The sequence below is a fragment of the Mesorhizobium sp. P3_A10 genome (genome assembly GCF_056403175.1).
On record NZ_JBFUFZ010000001.1, the window covers coordinates 1,169,609 to 1,191,967 of the forward strand.

Genomic DNA, 22,359 nt, shown 5'->3' on the forward strand with positions numbered 1-22,359 from the left:
TTTGATGTCGGATTCGAGTGCGGGTAGATTAGACCCGAATCAGCCGGTCCTGGGGGGCGCGGCAACCACCCAAAGTCTCACGTTCCGGAGTTTTTCCGGCGCCAGACGCGGACGGCTTCGCGTTCCCTAGAAGGATTCGGTTCGATCGGGCGCGACCCCGTGCCGTGCGTGTGCTTCGTAAACGTAATGCGTATCCAAGTTCGGCTGCTGGTGACTCCAGCCTCCGGGCTAAAGAATAGATTCCGGCCATGACATCCAACCAAAGCAGCAAATGAGCAGTCCCGCCGCGCTTCTGCAATCCGACACATTAGGTTCGCGCCTCGCGTCCCGCGGCGATCTCACCTCCTTTTTCATGCAGCTTGCTGCCGATATCGGCGCCGACAGCTACATGCTCGTCGCCATCGTCCACGACCAGGACCGCAACGACGCGCGCATCGTTTCTTCCAACTGGATCTTCGACGCCATCGAACTGATCGGCAAGCGGCTGATCGCCGGCCTTGCCCAAGGCGCGTTGACGGCAGCGCCCGGCATCCGCCCGAAACCGCTGGTGGCAGCCCAGGCACCCGACGCCGGCGGGCTGCTCACCGGCGAAGAAGCCCGCCTTCTCGACGTGCTTGGCCATGCTGAAGTCTATTCGCTGCGGCTCAATGTCGGCCGCCAGCGCCTGTTCGCGCTGTTCTCTGCCGCCGCGGCCGGCAAAATCGACCAGCCGGCGCTGATGAAGGCGCAGTTGAAGTGCTGCTATGCGCTTTCCAGCATCCCGCAATTGATCGCCGCCGCCGCCATGCAGGATCCACTGTCCGACCGCGAGCGCGAATGCCTGTTCTGGGTGTCTGAGGGCAAGACCACCGACGAGGTCGCGGTCATCCTTGGCGTCTCCTCGAACACCGTGAACAGCTACCTCACCCACGCCATACAGAAATTCGCGGCCTCGAACCGCGCGATGGCCATCGCCACGGCGATCAGGAGCGGCATCATTTGAAACACACGCAAATCAAGGAGGCGGCGGAGGCCCTTTTCAGCGAGCAGCGCAATCCGTTCGGTGCCTTCTCGCTCGGCTCCGAAACGCATCAGGCCGTCACCATTCCGGATGCCGTGCGCCGCTGCCGCTGGATCGCCGTCGACGTCAATGCCGCAGCCTTCGGCCTGTTCTTCGTCAGTCCGTCGCCGGAACGGGCGCGTCTCGTGGCGGGCTTCGATTCCGATTATCCCGGCACCGCCGTCGCGACGAAATTCATCTCCGGCGCCAATGGCGAGGAGATCGTGCGCCACACCCGCACCTCGACGGCGCCGCGCTGGTGGGCGGATGACGGCATGCCCGGCTCGGAAGAGACATTCGTGAACCTTGCCTGGTCGGAGCGCATGGCGGCGCTGGCGCCGGGCACCAACGGCATCGCCTTTCCCGTCCATGCCGATCGCGGCCATTGCGGGCTGGTGGTTTTCCTGGGGTCGCAAATGGCCTTGCCGGAAGACGCGCTGTACGAGATCCACGCCCGCTGTTTCTCGCTGTTTGCAGCAGTCGCCCGCATCCGTCCGAGCGATGCCGGCAGGATGCGTTCGATCTCCAAGCGCGAGCTCGAATGCCTGAAGTTGACCGCCAACGGCAACACCAGCGAAGAGATCGCACGGCTGCTGAAACTGTCGGTCCACACCGCCAATCAGTATCTGACGCAGTCGACGCAGAAGCTCAATGCGGTCAACCGCAACCAGGCGGTCGCCAAGGCGCTGCGGCTCGGGCTGATTGAATAGGGCAATCAGCCAAAGGCCAGCGGTTCGGTCCTGCGGATCCGCGCCTGCTCGATCACCGCCTCGAGCAAGGCCGTGTTGCGCTCAGGATCCTCGCCCGGCTTCTCGAACGACACGTAGTTGACCACCACCGAAGCCTTGTGCTCGCTCAGCGTCAGCTGGAAATAAACGGTGACGCCGGGTGGTCTGAGTTCCAGATCGAGCACGATGCGCGGGCTGCCGCTCCAGTCGACATGCGCCTCGCCGCCATGGCCGAGCCGCAATGTCCCCGGCTGGAAGAACAGCTCGACGGCCGAATCCACCAGATCCGACAGGCAGGCGAAATGCTCCAGCCGGATGAAGGCGATGTAGTCGGCGACATCGATCAGCCGCAACTCGTCCACCACCTGCTCGATGGCGTTGGCGACGATGATCTCGCGGGAATTTGCGTGTGCCTGTCGGTTCATGAGGTCAGTCTGCGCTCAGCCTTTTTCGAGTAGATGATCCGCACCAGTTCGGCGACGGCCTGGTAGAATTGCGACGGGATCACGCTATCAACCGAAACTTGCTTGTACATGGAGCGGGCGAGCGCCACGTCCTCGAAGATCGGGATGTTGTGCTCCCTGGCAATCTCCCGAATCTTCACCGCCACCAGATCCTGGCCCTTGGCCAACACCACGGGGGCCGCATCCTCGTCGCGGACATATTTGAGCGCGATCGAAAAGTGTGTCGGGTTGGCGATGATCAGCGTCGCGCGCGGCACCGCCGTCATCATCCGCTTGCGCGCACGGTCGCGCGCCAGCGACCGCAGCCGCGACTTGATGATCGGGTCGCCCTCCGACTGCTTCATCTCGTCCTTGACCTCCTGCTTGCTCATGCGCAGATCCTGCTTCCAGTGGAAGCGCGACCAGACGATGTCGACGGCCGCGATCAGCCCCATGACGAAGACGATCGCCACCAGGATATCGACGGCAATACCCCTGATGACGAGACCGAAAGCGACTGGGTTGGTGATCATGCCCGTCAACAGCTTGCGGTGGTCTTCCGACAGCGTGAAGACAAGTACGGCGATGGCAAAGCCAAGCTTGCCCAGCGATTTCAGGAACTCGACCCAGCCCTGAACGCCGAACATCCGGCTCCAACCCTTGGCTATCGAGATGCGCGACAATTGCGGCCTGATCCGCTCGCCGACGAATTGCGGCATGTTCTGGAACACCGAGGCCCCGACACCGGCCACGACCAGCAACACCAGCAGGCTGACGACGGCGCGGCCGACCTCCATGATCACGGTCTTGTAGAGCGCGATGACGTCGGTCTCGGTTTCCATCGGCCAGGCTTCCGGCTTCTCCAGGAACATCGACAGGAACGTGCCGAGATCGACTATGGCGTCCTTGGCGTAGAAAACGGTGAACACCAGGATGGCGACGAAGGAGGCAAGGATTGCGGTTTCCCTGGAATGGGGCAGCTTGCCCTGTTCGACGGTGTCGCGGATCTTCTTTTCGGTCGCGTCTTCGGTTTTCGAGTCTTTGTCGACCGCGTCAGCCATTTGGTGTCAGCCGCTTTGAGCAATTCCAGGAAAAGTGTGAGCGGTTTTCCGGTCCGGAATTGCGAAAAAAGATAGAATGTCAGGCCGCTTCGCTCTGCTGCGACGAGGGAAGCTCGAACGCTCCCTCGCGCGAAAGCCGGATTGTCGTCACCGAGACCGTCTTGCGTGCCGCCATGATGTCGGCAAGGGCGATCCCTTCCGAGCCTTGCCCGAGCTCGGCTTCGATCATGCGCCGCGACCGCGCGCCGATTGCCGACAGCACCGCTTCGGTCAATCCGGGCGGCGCGCCGCGCAAGGCCAGCGTGACCAGTTCGGTCGACAGCCCGTCGAACAGCAGCACCCGCGCCTTCTGGGTGAGCAGCGGCAAATCGTCGAAGGCAAACAGCCGCGACCTGACGCCGCTAAGATCGGGCGTACCGGCTTCTTCCAGATCCTGCATGACTTCGTCGAGTTGCGGCTTGTCCATCTCGTTGAGCAGGCTGGCGACGCGCGCCTGTCCGGCCGATGTGTCCTTGGTCGAGGTCTGCGCCAGTATGCTGTTGCGCAGCTGGTTCTCGACGATCCTCGTAGCCGCCTCCGGAACGGTCGCCAATGTCACCATGCGCTTGATGATCTCGCTGCGCATCGGCTTGGTCATGGTCAACAGCACATTCGCCGCCGCTTGCGGCGAAAGCTTCGCCAGCACCATGGCCGCGGTCTGCGCATGTTCGCCGGCAAGGAAAGTACCGAGGCGCTCCGGTTCGAGCTTTTCCAGCTCAGGCCAGATCGGCGGCGGCCCTTCCGGCGCGACCTCGAACCGTTTGTCGCCCATGATGGCGCTCATTTCTTCCGGCGACAGCGATTCATTGAGGATGGTGTCCATCCGGTCGGCGGAATCGAGCAATCCCGCGCCTTCTGTGAATTCGGCTTCGAATTCGGCAACGATGCGTTCGAGATCGCTTTGCGGAATGGTGCGCAGCAGACGGGCACCCTCGATCAGCGCTTTCAGTTCTTCCTGCTTGAAGAATTTCAGCAATCGGCTGGCCGAAGGCTTGCCCATCGCCACCAGGATGGCGGCGGCCTTTTGCGGGCGCGTCAATGTCATCAGCGTTGTCATGCCGTCCGCCTCCACTGCCGCGCGTCGTTCATGCTTTAAGCGCCTTTTGCCGCTGCGATGATTTCAGTCAGCCTGATGCCGAAGCGCGATGGATCGCTCTCCAGCACGGTGATTTCGCCGCGTGCTATCTTGCGGCCATTGACCACCACGTCGACCGGCTCGCCGATGCGGCGGTTCAGCGCCACCGTCGAGCCCTTCTGCAGCGCCATCAGCTCGGACACCGGCATCTCTGTGCTGCCAAGAATGATCTGCACATCGACGGGTATCGTCATAATGACATTCGAATTGGCGCCGGAGGCTGACCGGAAGGCGGCATCAGGCCGCTTTTCCTCTTCCTGGAGAACACCGCGCAATTCCTCGATGGCACGGTCGAGCTGTTCGTCCGGCTGATCGGGTTCGGCTTCCACCTTGGTCTTGGCCATACGTCGTCTCCAAAAAAGCTCAGGCTCTCCCGGCGTCAGCCTGGCATAAGCCCATCGATGAAGTCCTGTCCGGCGTCGTAAGGGTGCCGGATCCGGACGGTGTAATTCTGTCCCAACTTGCCGAACTCGCAAATGAACAGCGTCTTGTCGCGCGCGCTCAGCCGCGCTTGCGACTGCGCGGTCTCCTCGAATTCGATCACCTGGCCCGGTTCGAAATCGGCGAGGTCGCCAAGTGTTAGCCGGGCCAGCGGCATGGTCGCTTCGAGCGTCACCGTCGAGCGCATCACCTCTTCCGAAAAACGTGCCCGCCAGTCGGAATTCGCGCTGTCGGCCTCATTGCCATTGGCCGCGATGCCGCGCGTCGCCAAAAGAATTCGCTGCGGGATCATCACCGTGACCGTACCGGTGTCAGTCGGCGTCGAGATGCCGAAGACGATGCGAACGGCGGCACCATCGCGCAGCACGCGGCGCTTCGCCTCCATGCCGGACATCGCCCGCGGCACCGGCAGCCGCAATTCGAGCGAACGGCGGCCCGATCCGTTGAGCGCCTGCGCAACCTCCTGGAACACCATCGTCGCCACATCCGTCTCGATCTGCGACAGATCGCGCTCGATGGGTGACACAGCCTGATCCGGATCGCCACCGAACAGCGCGCAGACCATGACCGCGATCGCCGGCGAATCGATGACCAGCGTCATCGCATCGGAGGATGTTGGCGAGGCAATGATGGTGAGGGCAAACGTCTCGCCGGCGTGTGCGCGCGCATCGGGGACGCGGCTCACTTCGACCGCCCGCAGGTCGACGGTGACCGGAGCACCAAGCTCGCCGGCCAGAGCTTTTTGCAGCAGCGGCAGAGCGCGTTCGCCCATCGACCGGCCGGTACCGATGACGTGAGCGGCCTCGCCGCTGTCGCCGACCAGACGCTCGATGATCAGAGAACGAGTTTGTGACGGGCTGCCTGGGCTGGTCATGACGGCGCGCGGCCTTGTCTGGTGTCGCGCATGGCTCAGGCGGCTTTCTTCTCGGCGGACGCGGTATTCATCGTGCTCTGCTCGACCGCGTCGATCGTCGGCCGTTCATACGAAGAAATGGTCTTGCGGCCGAACTCGATCGCCACCTGCGGCAGCGCCCCGTTCATGTAGGCCAGCAGCGTTTGCTTGACGATGATGTAGAGGCGGTTCTTCTTCTCGCGCACCGTCTTGATCTTGGTGGCGACAGGCCCGACCACCGCATAGGACAGGAAGATGCCGAGGAAGGTGCCGACGAGCGCGGCGCCGATCAGGCCGCCGAGGATTTCCGGCGACTGGTCGAGCGCGCCCATCGCCTTGACCACGCCGAGCACGGCGGCAACGATGCCAAGCGCCGGCAGGCCGTCGCCCACCGCCACGAGCGCATGATAGGCCTTCATCTTGTCGGATTTGATGGTTTGGATTTCCTCGTCCATCAGCGCCTCGATCTCATGCGAGCGCGCGTTGCCGATGATGATGATGCGGCAGTAGTCGCAGATGAAATGCGTCAGATCGTGGTTCTTGAGCACGGTCGGGAAGGCCTGGAAGATCGCCGATTCCTCGGGATTGTCGATATGCGCCTCGACCTCACTGCGCGACTTGGAGCGCAATTCGCGCATCAGGCTGTGCAGCACGCCGAGCGTTTCGAGATAGTCCCGCTCCTTCGGCACTGCCTGTTTGAAGGCTTCCAGAATGCCTTTGCCGGTGTCCTTGACGGTCTTCATCGGATTGGCGACGAGGAAGGTGCCGAGAGCCGCGCCGCAGATGACCACCGCTTCCCATGGCTGCATCAGCACATGAAGATGGCCGCCCATGGCCATGAAGCCGCCGAGAACGCAGCCGAGCGTCACCACTAGTCCGATCAGAATGCCCACAAAAGGTCCTTCCGCATTTCAACGTCCAGATCAACGGATAGCCCTCGTGCCTTGTGTGAGGCTTGAATCGCGCATCGCGAACCGATTCAGCCTCGCGCAAGGAAGTCGGCATACTCTGCTTCTGAAGCTGCGACCGGAGGCATGTCGTGTTGAGCACTTTTACCAGCTACCAGCTCATCGCCAGGGACATTCCCAAGGCGATCGACCGCGTCGAGGCGCAGCCGATCACCAAGCGCGACACCGACTACTATCTGGCCAACATCGGCAGCGTGAAAACGATCGACGATTTCGTCAAGAACACCCGCCTGTTCACCTATGCCATGAAGGCCTTCGGCCTTGGCGACATGGCTTACGCAAAGGCCTTCATGGTCAAGGCCCTGAAGGAAGGCGTGTCCGACTCCGACAGCTTCGCCAACAAACTGAGCGACAAGCGCTATGCCGAGTTCGTGAAAGCCTTCAACTTCGCGGCGCTGGGGGAGAATGCCACGAGCTACAACCCGGCGCAGCAAGGTGTAGCCAACAATTTCAGTGTCCAGGTCGCGGCCGGTGTCTCGAAGAACGGCTTCAGCTACTACAAGGGCGAGACCTCGTACTATATCTCCAACATCTCCAACGTAAAATCGATCGACGACCTGATGGGCAACGATCGCCTGCTCACCTATGCGTTGGCCGCATTCGGCCTCGATGCCGACAGCGAACCGCCTGCGACCGTCCGGGCAATGCTGGAAGGCGGCGTCACCGATCCGAACAGTCCGGCAAACACCTCGACCAACAAGGGCTATGCCGCCTTCGTCGCTGCCTTCGACTTCGCCCAATATGGCGACCAGGCAACGGCGCGCGATGCCGTCCAGCAGGCGGTTCCGAAGGCTGTCATGGGCGGAACCGGATTGGTGCTGGTCAAACCGAGCGCGCAATACATCAAGGGCGAGGCCGACTACTACGCGGCCAACATCTCCAAGGTAAAATCGATCGAGGATCTCCTGAAGGACAAGCGCCTGCTGACCTTCGCCATGGCTGCGTACGGGCTGGATGCATCGACCCAGACGGCGAAGCAGATCCGCACGATGGTCAATGGCGGCGTCACCGATCCGTTGAGCCCCGCCAACCTCCTGGCCGACAAAAGCTACGCCAACTTCGTGGGCGCCTTCGACTTTGCCCAGTATGGCGACCAGACGACCACGCGCGACGCCGTGCTGAAGACCACGCCGAAGCTTTACACGATCGAGTCCGGGCTTGGCCTGATCAAGCCGAACGCCGACTACATCCAGGCCGAGACCAGCTACTATCTCGCCAACATCACCAAGGTGAAGTCCGTCGACGACCTGATGGCCGACAGCCGGCTGTACAATTATGCGCTCTCCGCCAGCGGTCTCGATCCGGCAACCACCAACAAGAACCTGGTCCGCGACGTGCTGGAGGGCGGCGTCAGCGATCCCAACAGCGTCGCCAACAAGCTCAGCAACAAGGCCTACGCCCGGCTCGCCACCTCGCTGAATTTCGAGGCTTATGGAGAAGCGGCAACGACCCGCAGTCCGTCGCAGCAGCCGGTCGTCGACAAATACATGCGCCAGACACTGGAGGAAGACGCCGGCAAGGACAATGAGGGCGTGCGGCTGGCGCTCTATTTCGAGCGCAAGGCGTCGACCATTACCAGCTGGTACGACGTGCTGGCCGACACAGCCCTGTCCAGCGTCGTGCGCACCGCGCTCGGCCTGCCCGATTCCTTCGCCACCGCCGACATCGACAAGCAGGCACAGGCCTTCGAGCAGAAGCTCGACCTCACCGATTTCACCGACCCGGCCAAGCTCGAGAAATTCCTGACCCGATTCACCAGCCTGTGGGAAATCAACCATCCGACCTCGACCGCATCGACATCGGTCGGTGTGCTGTTTGCCCAACCGACCTCTGCCGGCATCTCGACCGATCTGATGATGGCCATGCAGAAACTGAAATTCTGAGAGTATCATGCAGGACAGCCTCTACGTCGCCCTTTCATCGCAGATCGCGCTCGAGCGCCGCCTCGACACCATCGCCGACAATGTCGCCAACGCCTCGACCATCGGCTTTCGCGCCACGGGCGTGAAGTTCGAAGATGTCGTCTCCGGCACCGGGCCGAAGTCAGTGTCCTTCGCATCGACGGGCAACACCTATCTTTCCGGCGCGCATGGCGCGATGACCGAGACCGGCAATCCCTTCGACTTCGCCATCCAGGGCGACGCCTGGTTCGCCATCGACACCCCTGCGGGCACCGTGATGACTCGCGACGGGCGTTTTTCGATGAACGAGAACGGCGAACTGATGTCGATCGAGGGCCATCCGGTGCTTGATTCCGGCGGCGCGCCGATCCAGCTCGATCCGCGCGATGGCCCGCCCAAGGCAGGCGCCGACGGTTCACTACGGCAAGGCGACAAGCTTGTCGGCGCCATCGGCCTCTACGATTTCGACCCAGGGCAGAATTTCGTCCGCTACGGCAATTCGGGCATCGTTCCGGCGCGCACGCCCGAGCCGGTCACCGACCGCTCCGACATCGGCGTCGCCCAGGGCTTCCTCGAGGAATCCAACGTCAATCCGGTGCTGGAAATGACGCGTCTGATCATGGTTCAGCGCGCCTTCGAGAACACGGCGGCGCTGATGCGCCAGACCGATGCTTCCACCGACGACGCCATCAAGACGCTCGGCTCCAAGTAGCGGCATGTCGACCGGCCCATCGATACGCGCGCTCGAAAAGCTGCCTGAAGCGGAGCCTGAAGACCGGCTTGCCGCGCTGGAGCGGATCTGGCGCCGTTTCGATGACACGGAGACATTGCTGCGGCGCGGCGGCCGCGTCGCCGAAGTCTCGCCCACCCACTACAAGGTGCGCGGCCTTTCAGAAGTCGCCAGGCTGGGCGATCTCGTCGAACAGCGCAGCCATGCCGGCACGCGCCGTGGCGAGATCGTCAAGATCGGCCGCGACGAGGTCATCGTCGCGCCCTTCGAACGCAGCGCCGATGCCGGCATCGGCGACGCCGTGTTTCGCCGCGGTCCGCTCACGGTGACGCCGCATGCCTCTTGGCGCGGGCGCGCCATCGACGCGCTCACCCGCGTCATCGACGGCGGTCCGGCCCTGATCAGGAATGACGTGGCGGCAAGCGGCGATGGCACGACACCAGGCGCCATGTCACGGCAGCGCGTCGGCACCTCGTTCATGACAGGTGTGCGCGTCATCGACATCTTCACCCCGCTTTGCTTTGGCCAGCGCCTCGGCGTCTTTGCCGGCTCCGGCGTCGGCAAGTCGACCCTGCTCGCCATGCTGGCCGGCGCTGACGCCTTCGACACCGTCGTGGTGGCACTGATCGGCGAACGTGGCCGTGAGGTGCGCGAATTCCTCGAGGATACGATCGGCGCCGAAAGCATGGCCAAGACCGTCGCTGTCGTTGCCACCAGCGACGAGAGCGCCATGATGCGCCGGCGCGCGCCGGACACCGCCATGCGCGTCGCCGAGCATTTTCGCGACCAGGGCCACCGTGTGCTTCTGGTGCTGGATTCGATCACCCGTTTTGCCCATGCGCTGCGCGAAGTAGCGACAGGAACCGGCGAACCGCCGGTGGCGCGCGGCTATCCGGCTTCCGTCTTCACCGACCTGCCCAAACTGCTTGAACGCGCCGGACCAGGCGTCGAGGGCCCGGGAATCAAAGGCCAGGGCTCGATCACTGCCATCATTTCGGTGCTGGTCGACGGCGACGACCATAACGACCCGGTTGCCGATTCGGTGCGCGGTATCCTCGATGGCCATGTCGTGCTCGACCGGGCCATCGCCGAGCAGGGACGCTATCCGCCGGTCAATCCGCTGTCGTCGATCTCCCGCCTTGCCGACAAGGCATGGAGCGCCGAGCAGCGCATGCTGGTGACCAAGCTGAAGTCGATGATCTCCCGCTTCGAGGACACGCGCGACATTCGCCTGCTTGGCGCCTATCAGGGCGGCGCCGATGCCGAACTCGACATCGCGGTGCGCCAGGTGCCGCTGATTTACGAAGCATTGACGCAGTCGCCCAGGGATCGCGCCTCGACCGACCCGTTCTCCGACCTCGCCCGCCATCTGAAAGGCAAGCAAAGTGCCGATGCAGGAGACTGAGCTTCAGTACACCGAGCGCCTTTTGCGCGAGATGATTGCCGACGCCGCGGCGGCGGACGACGCGCGGGCCGCCGAAGCAAAATTCGCCAAGGCAAGGGCTGATCGCGCCAAGGCAGCCAAGACCGAGGCTGTTCTGGCCAGGGCAGCCAAGCCATTCTTGCCGAGAGTGGCCCAACCTGCGTTGCCCCAGCCTATGTTGCCCAGGGTGCCCGAGCCTGCCTTGCTCGGCTCGCCTGACTCTGCCTTGCCGAACGCAGCCAGCCTTGCCTTGCCCGGCATGGGTGAGCCATCCACACCCAGCGCGTTCAGACTTGCCTTGGTCGGTGCACCCAAGGCTGCCCTGCGCGGTGTGTCCAAGCTTGCATTGGGTAGCGCGAAACTCATATCGAGCAGTGCGTCCAAGGTGGCGTTGCGCAAAGCAGCCAAGGTGGCGGCGCGCAAGGCGGCCAAGTCTGCCTCGCGCAAAATCGCAGCGCCCGCATCGACCGACGAAGCCAAGCCAGCATCGCTCAGGACAGTCGAACCTGCATTGCGCGATGTCAGCAAGCCTGCCTTCCCGCAGGTGGCCAGACCTGCTCCCGCTTTCGCCAAGCCCCCGCTGCCCAAGGCACCGCATGCCGAGCTTGCCGACGCGATCGCCGCCAGTCGTGACTCGCTTCTCGACGGGCTTTTTCCCGCCACCGAATGGCCGCAGCCGCCAAAGCCGCAGTTTCCCAGGTTGAAAAAGAAGGATGACCGGCGCAGTGATTTCGTCTTCGCCGCGCTCGGCATCACGCTCGGCCTGATTTGCGCGCTGTTTCCCTGGTACATCTTCTTCAACCAGGACCAGTTCGGCGTCCAGGCCATCAAGTTCGGCGGCAGCGGCACCAATGCCGGACGCACCGCCGGCGGCTCGGAAATGGAAAATGCCGGCGCGCCGCTGACGGCTAAGGATGTCCCTCCTGATGTCGATCTGTTTGCCACCGGCACGCTGCAGGACACCACCGTCAATCCTCCAGGTGTCGACGAACAGCCCTTCCCGGCCGACGTCGGCAAATTCCGCGTGGTCCATGTCGCCAACGGCCGCGCCATGATCGAGGACGATGCCGGCCTGTGGATCGTCCAGCGCGGCTCAAAACTGCCGGATTCCAGCCTCGTCACGTCGATCGAGCAACGCGGCGGCAAATGGGTTCTGGTCACCAGCACCGACCAGGTGATCGAACTCTCCAAGTAGCAGCCCCTGCCGCGCGGTGTTCGGCCGCGCGCAAGGCCCGCGCAAGACTGGCGGCCTAGTCTCTGGAACCTGCCCGGAGATTTCCCATGGATCCCGTCAACCTTTTCGATCTCGCCGCCAAGCAGTCGCAGTGGCTGGCCGTGCGCCAGTCCGCGATTGCCAGCAACATCGCCAACGTCAACACGCCGGGCTACACCGCCGGCGATGTCGAGCCCTTCGAGAAGGTCCTCGACCGCACGGCAGTATCGTTGAATGCCACCCAGGCCGGTCATCTCGGCAGCGCGGCGACCAATGCCGGCTTCACGGTCAAGCCTGAGGAAACCACAGGTTCGATCATGCCGTCGAAGAACACGGTGGTGCTGGAAAACGAGTTGATGAAAGCCGGCGAAGTCCGCCGCTCCTTCGAACTCAACACCGCGATCGTCAAGGCATTCCATTCCATGATGATGATGGCTGTGAAGAGCTGACCATGGACGCATTGACCGCAGCCCTCAAAGTCGCAGCATCCGGTCTCGGTGCCCAGTCGGAACGTTTGCGTGTCGTCTCGGAAAACCTCGCCAATGCCCAGTCGACGGGTGACACACCCGGCGCCGATCCGTATCGCCGCAAGACCATCAGCTTTGTCTCGCAGCTCGACCGGTCTTCCGGCGGCTCGCTGGTCGAGGTCAGTTCGATCGACCGCGATCCGGCGGCCTTCCCTGTCGAATTCCAGCCCGGCAACGAAGCCGCCGACGACAAGGGCTACGTCAAGATGCCCAACGTCAATGTGCTGATCGAGATGGCCGACATGAGCGAGGCCAACCGCTCCTACGAGGCCAATTTGCAGGTCATCAAGCAGGCACGCGATCTTATTTCCATGACCATAGACCTGATGAGGAACCAGTAAATGATCGGCGGCATTGGCGGCATCGGCGCACTTCAACTCAAGCCTGAAATCGGCGGCACCGATGCGGCGACCAGCCTGTTTCAGGGCGGTGCAGCACCGCTGGCCGGCAGCGACATCGGCACCACCTTCGCCGAAGCGCTGAGCCAGGCCGCGTCGAAGACGGTCGGCACCATGCAAAATGCCGAGCAGGTATCGCTGCAGGCGCTCAAGGGCGATGCCGACACCCGCCAGGTCGTCGATGCCGTGATGAGCGCCCAGCAAGCGCTGCAGACCGCCGTCGCCATCCGCGACAAGGTCGTTTCCGCATATCTCGAAGTCAGCCGCATGGGCATCTGAGGAACCTCGCTATGAAAGCACTCGCCATCGCCGCCACCGGCATGAATGCCCAGCAGACCAATCTGGAAGTCATCGCCAACAACATCGCCAACATCAACACCACGGGCTACAAGCGCGCGCGCGCCGAATTTTCCGACCTGCTCTATCAGGTCGACCGCACGCAAGGCGTACCCAATCGCTCCAATTCGTCACTGGTGCCCGAAGGCGTCTCGATCGGCCTCGGCGTCAAGACCACGGCAGTGCGCAACGTGCACACCCAGGGCGAGCTGACCAGCACCGGCAACAGCTTCGACCTGGCGCTCACCGGCAGGGGCTGGTTCCAGATCGAGGGCGCCGATGGCGGCACGCTCTACAGCCGCGCCGGCGCCTTCAACACCAATGCCACCGGCCAGCTGGTGACCGTCGACGGCGCCAACGTCATCCCGGCCATCACCGTGCCGACCGATGCTCTCGAAGTCATCGTCAACAAGACCGGCCAGGTGTTTGCCCGCATCGATGGCCAGGCCAACCTCCAGCTGCTCGGCCAGCTGCAGCTCGCCAACTTCGCCAATGAAGCTGGTCTCGCGCCGCTCGGCGACAATCTTTTCCAGGAGACGGCGGCTTCGGGTCCGGCCAATGTCGGCGTGCCCGGCGACCCCGGCGTCGCCACCGTCCAGCAAGGCTATCTCGAGGCGTCCAACGTCGATCCGGTCAAGGAAATCACCGAGCTGATCTCGGCCCAGCGTGCCTACGAGATGAACTCCAAGGTCATCCAGGCCGCAGACGACATGGCCTCGGTCGTCTCCAAGAACATCAGGTAACAAACGATGTTCAAGCCGGTCTCCCGCTCCGCATTCCGCCGCGCCGCGCTGCTCCTCGCGCTGGTAGCCGGCGGCATGCCGGCTGTTGCCCAGGAGACTGCAAACCAGACCACAAATCAGTCGGCCAACCAGATCGCCAGCAACCAGGCCGCCGGCGACGTCGTGCTGATCCCCAACCGGGTCATCTATCCCGGCGAGACCATCGAACCGGGCGCCCTGAAGCAGGTGACGCTCATCGCAGGCAAGCACAAGCCGGATGCCGTCGCCACCACCGCCGACGAGCTCGACGGCAAGGTCGCCAAGCGCACGCTGCTGCCCGGCCGCTACATTCCGGTCGCCGCCATCCGCGACGCCTGGCTGGTCGAACAGGGTGCGGCCGTGCAGGTCTATTTCATCGCCGGCGGCCTCACCATTTCGGCCACGGCCGTGACGCTGCAGCCCGGTGCTGCCGGCGATCTCGTCAAGGTCCGCAACATCGACAGCGGCAAGATCTTTTCCGGCACGGTGATGGCCGACGGTTCCATCAGGGTCAGCGCTACATGAAACGCGGACTTGCTCTTGTGCTTGCAGCTTTGCTCGGCCTCCAGCCGGCGCTGGCCGACGGGCTTACGCCCAAGCAAAAGCGCGATCTCGCCGCTAAAGATGGCGGCGTCTTTGTCGATCCCGAATATGATCCGGCCACCACCACGCGCATGTTCAAGGTCTCCAATGGCCCAAGCACGCTGCCGCCCGGCCAGGTCGCGTCGCGCATCAAGGACATTGCCCAGCTGCAGAGCTCCCGCGACAACCAGCTTGTCGGCTACGGTCTGGTCATTGGTCTCGCCGGATCCGGCGACAGCCTGCGCAACTCGCCCTTCACCGAACAGTCGATCCGCGCCATGCTCGAAAATCTCGGCATCGCCACCGAGGGCGGCAGCGCGCGGGCCAAGAACGTCGCCGCCGTCATCGTCACTGCCAACATGCCGCCCTACGTCCAGTCGGGAGCCCGCATCGACATCGATGTCTCTTCGATGGGCGATGCCACGTCACTCGCCGGCGGCACGCTGGTGATGACGCCGCTGAAGGCGGCCGACGGCGAGATCTATGCCGTCGGACAGGGATCGGTGATCGTTTCCGGCTTCACCGCCCAGGGCCAGGCCGAGCAGCTGACGCAAGGCGTGCCGACCGCCGGACGGGTGCCTAACGGCGCCATCGTCGAACGTGCCGTCCAGGCCGAGTTCGAAGATCAGTCTTCACTGACCCTGCAACTGCGCAATCCCGATTTCTCGACCGCCGTTCGCATCGCCGACGCCGTCAACGAATACACCTCCCAGCGCTTCGGCATGCGCGTGGCGGCAGAGCGTGATGCCCGCACGGTACAAATCAGACGTCCGAAGAATGTTTCGGCGGCCCGCTTCTTTGCCGAGATCGAGAACCTGGTCGTCGAGTCGGACACGCCGGCCCGCGTCGTCATCGACGAGCGCACCGGCACCATCGTCATCGGCAACGAAGTCAAGATTTCGCGGGTCGCCATCAGCCACGGCACGCTCACCGTGCGCATCACCGAGCAGCCGAAGGTCGTCCAGCCGGAACCCTTCTCCAAGGGTGTGACCGCGGTCGAGCCTTTCACCACCATCGAGGCCACCCAGCCCGACGCCCGTGTCGCCGTGCTTGATGGACCCGACCTTCAGACACTTGTTTCCGGCCTCAACCGTCTCGGCGTCAAACCGGACGGCATCATTGCCATTCTGCAAGGCATCAAGTCGGCCGGCGCCCTGCAGGCCGATCTGGTTCTCCAATAGGCCCATGCCGATGATCGATCTTCTTCGACGAAAACACCATCGCAACGCCAGGGCAGTCCTGGCGGCCTGCGCGCTTGCGCTTTTCGCCGGCGGCCCTGCCCGCACCGAGGAAACGGTTCGACAGGTGTTGCCTAGCGGGCAGCCGCCCGCAGCACCGCAGCAGCTGACACGCGAGAAGGCGCCGGATCAAAGCGAGATCGAGCGCTTCTGCTCCAACATCGCCGACGCTGCCCGCGACCGCCGCTACATGCTGCAGGCGGAGGAACTGAAGCAACTGCAGGCCGGCATCGACCAGCGCATGAAGGCATTGGACGACAAGCGGGCCGAATACGAGCAATGGCTGAAGCGGCGCGAAGTCTTTCTGGCGCGCGCCGAGGACGGCGTCGTCAAGATCTATGCCGGCATGAAGCCCGATGCGGCTGCCGAGCGCCTGGCAATGGTCAATATCGACCTCGCCGCCGCCATCCTGATGAAACTCGATCCGCGCAAGGCCAGCATCATTCTCAACGAAATGGACCAGAAGGCGGCGGCAGCGCTCACCGGCATCATGGCCAGCGCCGCCCGAAGGGTAGATCCGTCATGATCCGCAGAACGCTCATCCTGCTTGCGGTCACCGCGCTGTCCGGCTGCGGGTCCGACCTCAGGGAGGTTGGCAGGGAGCCCGCGCTGTCGCCGGTCGGTTCTGGCATCACCGGCAGCACCAACGCTCCCTACAGCTATCCTGAAGCGCCGCCGGCGCCTGTGAAGAAATTTTCGCTGTGGGACGATCGCCAGAGCCGGCTGTTCACCGATCCCCGCGCGCTGCGCGATGGCGACATCCTGACCGTCAGGATCAAGCTTAATGACAAGGCCAATTTCAAGAACCAGAACGACAGAAGCCGCACCGCCGCCCGCAAGCTCGGCTATGACGTCAATCTCGGCTGGGAGGGCAACAGTACAAGCGGCAAGGGGGACGCGGCCCTTAGCTCCAACACCGAAACCAACGCCGACGGCGAAATCAAGCGCTCGGAGAGCCTGGAACTCAATGTCGCCGCCGTCGTGACCGAGGTGTTGCCCAACGGCAATCTGCTGATCAAGGGATCACAGGAAGTGCGCGTCAACGCCGAACTCCGGGTGCTCACCATCGCCGGCATGGTGCGGCCGTCCGATATCGGCGCCGAGAACACGATCTCTTATGAACGCATCGCCGAGGCGCGCATTTCCTATGGCGGCCGCGGACGCGTCAGCGAGATCCAGCAGCCGGCCTACGGTCAGCAGATCCTCGATCAAGTCCTTCCTTTCTAGGATCGGGAGAACCGCAACGTGGCCAGCGTCGAGCAAATCGAACCCAAAAAGGGACCGTCCCTCGTCATCCAGTTGGCGATGCTGCTGGCGGTGACGGCCGCTGCCGTCGGCATGGGCTGGCTGTCGGGTGGCTATCTGAAAGGCGTCGGGGGTCCGGCAACTGTGCCGGCGGCGCCGGAGAACCAGGCCAATGCCGAGCAGCCCGCCGCCGCGCACGAGCAGCCGGGCGCCGGGCCAACGCTTGTGGCGCTGGCGCCGATCACCACCAATCTGGCGGCGCCCGCCGACGTCTGGATAAGGCTGGAGGCGTCGGTTCTGTATGACGCGCCGCAACCGACGACGGTTTCCGACGACATCCATCAGGATCTGCTGGCCCTGGTCCGCACTTTGAAGATGCACCAGATCGAGGGCGCCAGCGGCTACCAGCATTTGAAAGCCGACCTCGAGGAGCGCGCCGCGATCCGCAGCGGCGGCCATGCCAAACAGGTTCTCATCAGGACATTGCTGCTCGAATGAGAAAGTTCCTCATCGCCTCGGCGATCGTCATCGCCGCCACGTCTGTCGCTGCCGCGCAGCAACTGGACCTTGGCGGCATCGGCAAGACCGACGGCACCACCGTCGGCTACATCATCCAGATGTTCGGCCTGCTCACCGTGCTGTCGGTGGCGCCGGGTCTTTTGATCATGGTGACGAGTTTTACCCGCTTCGTCATCGCCTTCTCGATCCTGCGCGCCGGCATCGGCCTGCAGTCGACGCCGGCCAATCTGATCCTGATCTCGCTGTCGCTGTTCATGACCTTCTATGTCATGGCGCCGACCTTCGACCAGGCCTGGAACACCGGCGTCAAGCCGCTGATGGACAACCAGATCAGCCAGACCGAGGCGTTCGGGAAGATCTCGGATCCGTTCCGCACCTTCATGCTGCACAATGTGCGCGACAAGGATTTCGATCTTTTTGCCGATCTCGCCCGCGAGCGCGGCCAGGTGGTTGCCAAGGAAACCGTCGACCTGCGCATCCTGGTCCCGGCCTTCATGATCTCGGAAATCCGCCGCGGCTTCGAGATCGGCTTCCTGATCGTGCTGCCGTTCCTGGTCATCGACCTGATCGTCGCCACCATCACCATGGCCATGGGCATGATGATGCTGCCGCCGACCGTCGTCTCCTTGCCTTTCAAGATCCTGTTCTTCGTCCTGATCGACGGCTGGAACCTTTTGGTCGGCAGCCTGGTGCGATCGTTCAACTGATCGTTTCCGGCTCGCGCCGCGCTCGCTCGAATTTTATGCAATATATTTTCGATTAACCGTCCCGTTTAGCCGTTTGGTAGGGACTTGCCCGCATATTCGCCTGCAGATGGCGGGTGATCGGGTCTCACGATCATTGGCATGATGCCGCTCCGTCATACCGGACATACCGGTATGTCAAAAAAACACCTGTAAAAACAAGGTACGAGTAGCCATGTCCAGTATCATGACCAATGCCTCGGCGCTGACCGCGCTGCAGAGCCTGAACAACACCAACAAGCAGCTCGAAACCACCCAGTCGCGCATCTCGACCGGCTACCGCGTCGCCACCGCCAGCGATAACGCCGCTTACTGGTCGATCGCGACCTCCATGAAATCCGACAACAAGGCGCTTTCGGCCGTCCAGGACTCGCTCGGCCTCGGCGCCGGCAAGGTCGACACCGCCTACACCGCCATCAACGACGTCAAGGACCAGGTCGATCTGATCAAGACCAAGCTCGTCACCGCTCGCGGCGCCAGCAAGGAAGACCAGCAGAAGATCGCGACCGAAATCAACGCCATCCAGGCGCAGATCAAGTCGTCTGTCACCAACGCCAACTTCGCCGGTTCGAACCTGCTGCAGAACAACGCAGCCGCGACCTCCGACCTGAAGATCGTTGCATCCTACAACCGCACCGGCGCGACCGTCACCATCGACACGATCGACGTCAAGGCTGCCGACACGCAGGTTCTCGACATCGCCGGCACGGGTGGCATCGTCGGCGGCCTGCTCGCCACGACGTTCTTCGATCCGAGCGCCGCCCAAATCGCCGACAGCGCCATCGACACGGCACTGGGCAGCGTTGAAACCGCGCTTGGCAAGCTGTCGACGGGTGCTGCCTCGCTCGGCGCCGCCAAGTCGCGTATCGACACTCAGAAGAGCTTCCTCTCCAACCTGAGCGACTCGATCGACAAGGGCGTCGGCTCGCTGGTCGATGCCGACATGAATAAGGAATCGACCCGCCTGCAGGCCCTTCAGGTCCAGCAGCAGCTCGGCGTCCAGGCGCTGTCGATCGCCAACGGCAACTCGCAGTCGATCCTGTCGCTGTTCCGCGGCTAATCGCTTCCGCTTCACCACGAAGCAAGCCAATAGATCGGGCCGCGCCACCAGCGCGGCCCGATTTCTTTTGTGCGTAACCCACCGCCCCGAAACTTGCCGCTTGGTGCCTGTCCGCGTCACTTTTAAGAAGGCATTAACCATATCGCGCTACTCATGGTTAACCATACGTGTGATGGACAGACCGGTTGGCATGATGCCCTCCTGTCGAACAGGGTTGACCAGGCATGCGCGAGCAGGCCTGCTTTTAAAAGGGGTGTATCTTGGCAAGCATTATGACGAACGCTGCGGCGTTGACGGCACTTCAGAGCCTCAACGCCACCAACAAGTCGCTCGAAACGACGCAAGCGCGCATTTCGACCGGCTACCGCGTCGCCACCGCCAGCGACAACGCCGCCTACTGGTCGATCGCCACCACCATGCGCTCGGACAATAAGGCGCTTTCGGCCGTCCAGGACGCGCTCGGCCTCGGCGCCGGCAAAGTCGACACCGCCTACACCGCCATCACCGACATCAAGGACCAGGTCGACTCGATCAAGGCCAAGCTCGTCACCGCCCGCAGCGCCAGCCAGGACGACCAGCAGAAGATCGCGACCGAAATCAAGGCCATCCAGGCGCAGATCAAGTCGTCTGTCACCAACGCCAGCTATGCCGGCTCGAACCTGTTGCAGAACGACGGCCTGACCGCGTCCGACCTGAAGATCGTTGCGTCCTACAACCGCACCGGCACGACCGTCACCATCGACACGATCGACGTCAAGGCTTCCGATACGCAGGTTCTCGACCTCGCCGGCACCGGTGGCATCGTCGGCGGCCTGCTTGCTGCGGCGTTCTTCGACCCGAGCGCCGCCCAGGTCACGCCCGGGGCAATCGACACGGCACTGGGCAGCGTCGAAACCGCACTTGCCAAACTGTCCACCGGTGCCGCCTATCTCGGCGCCGCCAAGTCGCGCGTCGACACCCAGAAGAGCTTTCTCTCCAATCTGAGCGACTCGATCGACAAGGGCGTCGGTGCATTGGTCGATGCCGACATGAACAAGGAATCGACCCGCCTGCAGGCCCTTCAGGTCCAGCAGCAGCTCGGTATCCAGTCGCTCTCGATCGCCAACGGCAACTCGCAGTCGATCCTGGCGCTGTTCAAGAACTAAGGTTCCGGCTGATCTCGCAATTTCGTCGAAAGGCCGCGCCTCGGGCGCGGCCTTTTCGTTTGCCCCTATCATCTTCGCACAAGCTTCGCGGTCTACTGTTCCTGCGGACAGTCATGCTGGGAGCGATTGAACCGTGCCGGAACAGATCCAGAGGATCATCTCGAATCTCCAGGGGTTTGGCGTCAAACGCCTCGCCATGCTGGCTGGCATCGCCGCGCTGGTGATGACCGTCATCGGCGTTGCTTCGGTCTATCTCAACCGCCCGGCCTATGACACGCTCTATGTCGGGCTCGAACGCTCCGATGTGAACCAGATCGGTCTCGTGCTCGGCGAGGCCGGCATCGGCTTCGACGTCGGCCCCGATGGAACCACCGTGCTGGTGCCGGCCGGCACCACCGCCCAGGCACGCATGCTGCTCGCCGAGAAGGGTCTGCCGACCAGCGCCAATGCCGGCTATGAGCTGTTCGACAATGTCGGCTCGCTCGGCCTGACATCCTTCATGCAGCAGATCACCCGGGTGCGCGCGCTTGAAGGCGAGATCGCCCGCACCATCCAGTCGATCTCGGGCATCAAGGCCGCGCGTGTCCACATCGTCATGTCCGAGCGCGCCAATTTCCGCCGCGACGAACAACAGCCTTCCGCCTCGGTCGTCATCCGCTATTCCGGCATCGACGCCGAAAAGAGCGCCATGTCGATCCGCCATCTCGTCGCCGCCGCTGTTCCAGGTCTTTCGGCCGACAAGGTCACCGTGCTCGATTCCAACGGCAATCTTCTGGCAGCCGGCGACGATCCTTCCAACACCAGCGCCGCCCGCACGCTCGGCGTCGAGCAGACCGTCGAAGCGCAGATCGGCGACAACATCCGCCGCGCCTTGACGCCCTATCTCGGCCCCGACAATTTCCGCGCCAGCGTCAAGGCCGACGTCAACACCGACACCCGCCAGACCGAAGAGACGATCTTCGATCCGGAGTCGCGCGTCGAACGCTCGGTGCAGTCGGTGCGCGCCAACGAGAACAACAGCCAGAAGCAGGCGTCGACGCCGGCCAGCGTCGAGCAGAACCTGCCCGAGACCCAGGCGGCCAGCACCGACGGCCCGCAATCGTCCTCCGAGAACGACCGCAAGGAGGAGATCACCAATTACGAGATCAACTCCAAGAAGATCGCCACCACCTCCAACGGCTATTCCGTCACCAAGATGTCGATTGCCGTCGTCGTCAACCAGCAGCGGCTGATGACCATCCTCGGCAAGGACGCGACGCCGGAGCAGATTGCCAAGCGCGTCGCCGACATCCAGAAGATGGTGGTGTCGGCCACCGGCTTCGACGACAAGCGCGGCGATATTATCGACGTCTCGGCGGTCGAATTCATCGACGGGCTGGATGGCGAGCCGATCGAGCAACCCGGCATGCTCGCATCCATCGGGACCTATGCCGGCACGCTGATCAACGCCGGTGCATTCATCGTCGTCGTGTTCCTGGTCGCCTTCTTCGGCCTCAGGCCGATGGCCGCCTCGCTGACGGCGAGGGCCACCACTACCCCTGCTCTCGCCGGCCCGAGCTTCGACGATGTCCAGCGCTCGCTGCCGACGCCCGAAGCCAGCGCCGCTTCCGAAGCACCTTCCGCTCCCGTCGGCGTCTTGCCGGGTTCTCGGCCGAGCTCCACCCCGCTTGACGATTTGCGCCAGAAGATCAGGCCGGCACCACAGGAGCGTCTTGCCCGCATGGTCGACATCAACGAGGAGCGCACCGCGCAGATCCTGCGCAAATGGGCGGCTCAGGAAGTCGCGGGGTAG

At 63.2% G+C, this 22,359-nt stretch carries 25 protein-coding genes; 19 read left to right on the top strand and 6 right to left on the bottom strand.

What is annotated here, in order from left to right; all coding sequences use genetic code 11:
• The first annotated feature begins 271 nt into the window (after nt 1-271).
• Together AC1DXU_RS05635 and AC1DXU_RS05640 are read left to right on the top strand one after the other, a co-directional pair.
• Nucleotides 272-982 carry a helix-turn-helix transcriptional regulator gene (locus tag AC1DXU_RS05635; RefSeq protein WP_477365379.1) on the top strand — a complete coding sequence of 237 codons (711 nt, stop codon included), beginning with the start codon at nt 272-274 and terminating at the stop codon, nt 980-982.
• Nucleotides 979-1,749 (top strand): helix-turn-helix transcriptional regulator, encoded by a 771-nt coding sequence (locus tag AC1DXU_RS05640; protein WP_477313237.1) that lies wholly within the window; start codon nt 979-981, stop codon nt 1,747-1,749. Before AC1DXU_RS05635 ends, AC1DXU_RS05640 begins: the two co-directional genes overlap by 4 nt.
• 5 nt (nt 1,750-1,754) lie before the next feature.
• Here AC1DXU_RS05640 and AC1DXU_RS05645 read toward each other — a convergent pair whose 3' ends face one another.
• The 6 genes from AC1DXU_RS05645 to motA all read right to left on the bottom strand — a co-directional run bounded on the left by AC1DXU_RS05645 (nt 1,755) and on the right by motA (nt 6,671).
• Nucleotides 1,755-2,192, bottom strand: coding sequence for a hypothetical protein (locus AC1DXU_RS05645; protein WP_477313239.1), 438 nt, complete (start codon nt 2,190-2,192; stop codon nt 1,755-1,757).
• The gene (gene flhB / locus AC1DXU_RS05650) at nt 2,189-3,271 is read right to left on the bottom strand and encodes a flagellar biosynthesis protein FlhB (protein ID WP_477365382.1); all 1,083 of its coding nucleotides are present in this window, start codon (nt 3,269-3,271) and stop codon (nt 2,189-2,191) included. Before flhB ends, AC1DXU_RS05645 begins: the two co-directional genes overlap by 4 nt.
• A gap of 79 nt (nt 3,272-3,350) precedes the next feature.
• Nucleotides 3,351-4,367 (bottom strand): flagellar motor switch protein FliG, encoded by a 1,017-nt coding sequence (locus tag AC1DXU_RS05655; RefSeq protein WP_477313243.1) that lies wholly within the window; start codon nt 4,365-4,367, stop codon nt 3,351-3,353.
• Nucleotides 4,368-4,402: 35 nt separating this feature from the next.
• A complete protein-coding gene (gene fliN, locus AC1DXU_RS05660) occupies nt 4,403-4,789 on the bottom strand; it encodes a flagellar motor switch protein FliN (protein WP_477313245.1) in 387 nt (128 codons plus the stop codon).
• A 35-nt stretch (nt 4,790-4,824) separates the two neighbouring features.
• Nucleotides 4,825-5,760 (bottom strand): FliM/FliN family flagellar motor switch protein, encoded by a 936-nt coding sequence (locus AC1DXU_RS05665; RefSeq protein ID WP_477365385.1) that lies wholly within the window; start codon nt 5,758-5,760, stop codon nt 4,825-4,827.
• A 35-nt stretch (nt 5,761-5,795) separates the two neighbouring features.
• Nucleotides 5,796-6,671 carry a flagellar motor stator protein MotA gene (gene motA, locus AC1DXU_RS05670; protein ID WP_112559342.1) on the bottom strand — a complete coding sequence of 292 codons (876 nt, stop codon included), beginning with the start codon at nt 6,669-6,671 and terminating at the stop codon, nt 5,796-5,798.
• A 146-nt stretch (nt 6,672-6,817) separates the two neighbouring features.
• On the opposite strand from motA, the gene AC1DXU_RS05675 reads away from it, so the two are divergent.
• The 17 genes from AC1DXU_RS05675 to fliF all read left to right on the top strand — a co-directional run bounded on the left by AC1DXU_RS05675 (nt 6,818) and on the right by fliF (nt 22,359).
• Nucleotides 6,818-8,629, top strand: coding sequence for a DUF1217 domain-containing protein (locus AC1DXU_RS05675; RefSeq protein WP_477365388.1), 1,812 nt, complete (start codon nt 6,818-6,820; stop codon nt 8,627-8,629).
• A 7-nt stretch (nt 8,630-8,636) separates the two neighbouring features.
• Nucleotides 8,637-9,359: a flagellar basal-body rod protein FlgF gene (gene flgF / locus AC1DXU_RS05680; protein ID WP_477313251.1), complete on the top strand. Its 723-nt coding sequence runs from the start codon at nt 8,637-8,639 to the stop codon at nt 9,357-9,359.
• Between the two features lie 4 nt (nt 9,360-9,363).
• On the top strand, nt 9,364-10,782 hold the full coding sequence (fliI, locus tag AC1DXU_RS05685) for a flagellar protein export ATPase FliI (protein WP_477365391.1): 1,419 nt from the start codon (nt 9,364-9,366) through the stop codon (nt 10,780-10,782).
• A complete protein-coding gene (locus tag AC1DXU_RS05690; protein ID WP_477365394.1) occupies nt 10,769-11,995 on the top strand; it encodes a hypothetical protein in 1,227 nt (408 codons plus the stop codon). Before fliI ends, AC1DXU_RS05690 begins: the two co-directional genes overlap by 14 nt.
• A gap of 86 nt (nt 11,996-12,081) precedes the next feature.
• Complete coding sequence (gene flgB / locus AC1DXU_RS05695) at nt 12,082-12,462, top strand: flagellar basal body rod protein FlgB (protein ID WP_477365396.1); 381 nt, start codon at nt 12,082-12,084, stop codon at nt 12,460-12,462.
• Between the two features lie 2 nt (nt 12,463-12,464).
• A complete protein-coding gene (gene flgC / locus AC1DXU_RS05700; RefSeq protein ID WP_477245814.1) occupies nt 12,465-12,881 on the top strand; it encodes a flagellar basal body rod protein FlgC in 417 nt (138 codons plus the stop codon).
• Nucleotides 12,882-13,217 carry a flagellar hook-basal body complex protein FliE gene (gene fliE, locus AC1DXU_RS05705; RefSeq protein ID WP_477365399.1) on the top strand — a complete coding sequence of 112 codons (336 nt, stop codon included), beginning with the start codon at nt 12,882-12,884 and terminating at the stop codon, nt 13,215-13,217.
• An 11-nt stretch (nt 13,218-13,228) separates the two neighbouring features.
• Nucleotides 13,229-14,017, top strand: a complete 789-nt coding sequence (flgG, locus tag AC1DXU_RS05710) for a flagellar basal-body rod protein FlgG (protein ID WP_477313263.1) — start codon at nt 13,229-13,231, stop codon at nt 14,015-14,017.
• A 6-nt stretch (nt 14,018-14,023) separates the two neighbouring features.
• Entirely contained in the window at nt 14,024-14,560 is a 537-nt protein-coding gene (gene flgA / locus AC1DXU_RS05715; RefSeq protein ID WP_477365402.1) for a flagellar basal body P-ring formation chaperone FlgA, read from the top strand.
• The gene (locus tag AC1DXU_RS05720; RefSeq protein ID WP_477313267.1) at nt 14,557-15,798 is read left to right on the top strand and encodes a flagellar basal body P-ring protein FlgI; all 1,242 of its coding nucleotides are present in this window, start codon (nt 14,557-14,559) and stop codon (nt 15,796-15,798) included. Before flgA ends, AC1DXU_RS05720 begins: the two co-directional genes overlap by 4 nt.
• A gap of 4 nt (nt 15,799-15,802) precedes the next feature.
• The gene (locus tag AC1DXU_RS05725) at nt 15,803-16,381 is read left to right on the top strand and encodes a MotE family protein (protein WP_477365405.1); all 579 of its coding nucleotides are present in this window, start codon (nt 15,803-15,805) and stop codon (nt 16,379-16,381) included.
• Nucleotides 16,378-17,082 (top strand): flagellar basal body L-ring protein FlgH, encoded by a 705-nt coding sequence (flgH, locus tag AC1DXU_RS05730; protein ID WP_477365408.1) that lies wholly within the window; start codon nt 16,378-16,380, stop codon nt 17,080-17,082. The genes AC1DXU_RS05725 and flgH overlap by 4 nt, the downstream gene beginning before the upstream one ends.
• A gap of 18 nt (nt 17,083-17,100) precedes the next feature.
• Nucleotides 17,101-17,598: a flagellar basal body-associated FliL family protein gene (locus AC1DXU_RS05735; RefSeq protein WP_477365411.1), complete on the top strand. Its 498-nt coding sequence runs from the start codon at nt 17,101-17,103 to the stop codon at nt 17,596-17,598.
• The gene (fliP, locus tag AC1DXU_RS05740; RefSeq protein ID WP_477365414.1) at nt 17,595-18,326 is read left to right on the top strand and encodes a flagellar type III secretion system pore protein FliP; all 732 of its coding nucleotides are present in this window, start codon (nt 17,595-17,597) and stop codon (nt 18,324-18,326) included. The genes AC1DXU_RS05735 and fliP overlap by 4 nt, the downstream gene beginning before the upstream one ends.
• Nucleotides 18,327-18,537: 211 nt before the next feature.
• Nucleotides 18,538-19,422 carry a flagellin N-terminal helical domain-containing protein gene (locus AC1DXU_RS05745; protein WP_477365417.1) on the top strand — a complete coding sequence of 295 codons (885 nt, stop codon included), beginning with the start codon at nt 18,538-18,540 and terminating at the stop codon, nt 19,420-19,422.
• A 260-nt stretch (nt 19,423-19,682) separates the two neighbouring features.
• Complete coding sequence (locus AC1DXU_RS05750) at nt 19,683-20,567, top strand: flagellin N-terminal helical domain-containing protein (RefSeq protein ID WP_477365420.1); 885 nt, start codon at nt 19,683-19,685, stop codon at nt 20,565-20,567.
• Nucleotides 20,568-20,700: 133 nt separating this feature from the next.
• Nucleotides 20,701-22,359 (top strand): flagellar basal-body MS-ring/collar protein FliF, encoded by a 1,659-nt coding sequence (gene fliF / locus AC1DXU_RS05755; protein ID WP_477365423.1) that lies wholly within the window; start codon nt 20,701-20,703, stop codon nt 22,357-22,359.

Excerpts from the sequence above, each read along its gene's own strand:
- AC1DXU_RS05635 (WP_477365379.1), top strand. The coding sequence starts at position 272 with ATGAGCAGTCCCGCCGCGCTTCTGCAATCCGACACATTAGGTTCGCGC.
- AC1DXU_RS05645 (WP_477313239.1), bottom strand. The coding sequence starts at position 2,192 with ATGAACCGACAGGCACACGCAAATTCCCGCGAGATCATCGTCGCCAAC.
- flhB (WP_477365382.1), bottom strand. The coding sequence starts at position 3,271 with ATGGCTGACGCGGTCGACAAAGACTCGAAAACCGAAGACGCGACCGAA.
- AC1DXU_RS05655 (WP_477313243.1), bottom strand. The coding sequence starts at position 4,367 with ATGACAACGCTGATGACATTGACGCGCCCGCAAAAGGCCGCCGCCATC.
- fliN (WP_477313245.1), bottom strand. The coding sequence starts at position 4,789 with ATGGCCAAGACCAAGGTGGAAGCCGAACCCGATCAGCCGGACGAACAG.
- AC1DXU_RS05665 (WP_477365385.1), bottom strand. The coding sequence starts at position 5,760 with ATGACCAGCCCAGGCAGCCCGTCACAAACTCGTTCTCTGATCATCGAG.
- flgF (WP_477313251.1), top strand. The coding sequence starts at position 8,637 with ATGCAGGACAGCCTCTACGTCGCCCTTTCATCGCAGATCGCGCTCGAG.
- fliI (WP_477365391.1), top strand. The coding sequence starts at position 9,364 with ATGTCGACCGGCCCATCGATACGCGCGCTCGAAAAGCTGCCTGAAGCG.
- AC1DXU_RS05690 (WP_477365394.1), top strand. The coding sequence starts at position 10,769 with ATGCAGGAGACTGAGCTTCAGTACACCGAGCGCCTTTTGCGCGAGATG.
- flgB (WP_477365396.1), top strand. The coding sequence starts at position 12,082 with ATGGATCCCGTCAACCTTTTCGATCTCGCCGCCAAGCAGTCGCAGTGG.
- flgC (WP_477245814.1), top strand. The coding sequence starts at position 12,465 with ATGGACGCATTGACCGCAGCCCTCAAAGTCGCAGCATCCGGTCTCGGT.
- fliE (WP_477365399.1), top strand. The coding sequence starts at position 12,882 with ATGATCGGCGGCATTGGCGGCATCGGCGCACTTCAACTCAAGCCTGAA.
- flgG (WP_477313263.1), top strand. The coding sequence starts at position 13,229 with ATGAAAGCACTCGCCATCGCCGCCACCGGCATGAATGCCCAGCAGACC.
- flgA (WP_477365402.1), top strand. The coding sequence starts at position 14,024 with ATGTTCAAGCCGGTCTCCCGCTCCGCATTCCGCCGCGCCGCGCTGCTC.
- AC1DXU_RS05720 (WP_477313267.1), top strand. The coding sequence starts at position 14,557 with ATGAAACGCGGACTTGCTCTTGTGCTTGCAGCTTTGCTCGGCCTCCAG.
- AC1DXU_RS05725 (WP_477365405.1), top strand. The coding sequence starts at position 15,803 with ATGCCGATGATCGATCTTCTTCGACGAAAACACCATCGCAACGCCAGG.
- flgH (WP_477365408.1), top strand. The coding sequence starts at position 16,378 with ATGATCCGCAGAACGCTCATCCTGCTTGCGGTCACCGCGCTGTCCGGC.
- fliP (WP_477365414.1), top strand. The coding sequence starts at position 17,595 with ATGAGAAAGTTCCTCATCGCCTCGGCGATCGTCATCGCCGCCACGTCT.
- AC1DXU_RS05745 (WP_477365417.1), top strand. The coding sequence starts at position 18,538 with ATGTCCAGTATCATGACCAATGCCTCGGCGCTGACCGCGCTGCAGAGC.